Genomic DNA, 1,735 nt, shown 5'->3' on the forward strand with positions numbered 1-1,735 from the left:
ACACACACAACCATCGGTGCGCGGCAGCTACCTTCCTGTGTCACCCCTGTTAACACGCTTACCTACAACAATCAGGATCCCACAACACCCAAGCTGATCAAACCCGAAGGAATGAACAGTCCGGATGCGGGTGGTTAGCATAAAAGCTTCAGTATTTGGCGGTCACAACGCGGTACCAGAATATCAACTGGTTGTCCATCGACTACGCCTGTCGGCCTCGCCTTAGGACCCGACTAACCCAGGGCGGATAAACCTAGCCCTGGAACCCTTAGTCAATCGGCGGACGGGATTCTCACCCGCCATTCGTTACTCATGCCTGCATTCTCACTCCCACACGCTCCACCAACCGTTCCCAGCAGGCTTCACCGCACGCAGGACGCTCCCCTACCCACCCACACAACCTTAGGCAGGTCCCCTGCCCAGGCTCTTTCATGTGTGAGTGCCACAGCTTCGGCGGTACGCTTAAGCCCCGCTACATTGTCGGCGCGAAACCACTTGACCAGTGAGCTATTACGCACTCTTTCAAGGATGGCTGCTTCTAAGCCAACCTCCTGGTTGTCACCGCGATCTCACATCCTTTCCCACTTAGCGCACACTTAGGGGCCTTAGCTGATGATCTGGGCTGTTTCCCTCTCGACTACGAAGCTTATCCCCCGCAGTCTCACTGCCATGCTCAACCTAATGGCATTCGGAGTTTGGCTGACGTCAGTAACCCATAGGGCCCATCGGCCATCCAGTAGCTCTACCTCCACCAGGCAACACACAACGCTGCACCTAAATGCATTTCGGGGAGAACCAGCTATCACGGAGTTTGATTGGCCTTTCACCCCTACCCACAGCTCATCCCCCAGGTTTTCAACCCTGGTGGGTTCGGTCCTCCACACAGTCTTACCTCTGCTTCAACCTGGCCATGGGTAGATCACCCCGCTTCGGGTCCAGAACACGCGACAAACGCCATATTTCAGACTCGCTTTCGCTACGCATACCCCACACGGGTTAAGCACGCCACGTATCACTGACTCGCAGGCTCATTCTTCAAAAGGCACGCCATCACCCCACAAGGCTCTGACGGCTTAAAGGCACACGGTTTCAGGTACTATTTCACTCCCCTCCCGGGGTACTTTTCACCATTCCCTCACGGTACTATGCACTATCGGTCATCAAGAAGTATTTAGGCTTACCAGGTGGTCCTGGCAGATTCACACGAGATTTCACGAGTCCCGCACTACTCGGGCACCTATCCCACCCGCGCATGCAACAGTCCATCTACACGACTATCACGCACTCCGGTCCGCTATCCCACACGGTTCAACTACCATCACACACGCAAGCCCCTCCCCGGCAGAGAAGAGACGAACAAGCCCCACAACACCGCACACGCAACCCCCGCCGAGTATCACACGCACACGGTTTAGCCTCCTCCGCTTTCGCTCGCCACTACTCACGGAATATCTTTTCCTACGGGTACTAAGATGTTTCACTTCCCCGCGTTCCCCCCACCACCCTATACACGTTCAGATGATGGTAACCAAGCACAACCCTGGTTAGGTTCCCCCATTCGGACACCCTCGGATCAAAGCTCGCTCGCCAACTCCCCGAGGCATATCGCAGGCCGCAACGTCCTTCATCAGCTCTTGATGCCAAGGCATCCACCGAATGCCCAACAAAACTAAACAAAACCACACAACAAGAAAATAAAGATGCTCACAACCACTATACAAATCACAAACAACCC

The 1,735-nt window shown here is 54.8% G+C and carries 1 rRNA gene; it reads right to left on the bottom strand.

From position 1 onward, the window contains the following. Positions 1-1,676: ribosomal RNA gene (locus AC5RE1_RS00340) — 23S ribosomal RNA — on the bottom strand; the annotation flags it as partial. Positions 1,677-1,735 lie beyond the last annotated feature (59 nt).

This window comes from Actinotignum sp. usb-actsch-rep-73 (assembly GCF_059082735.1).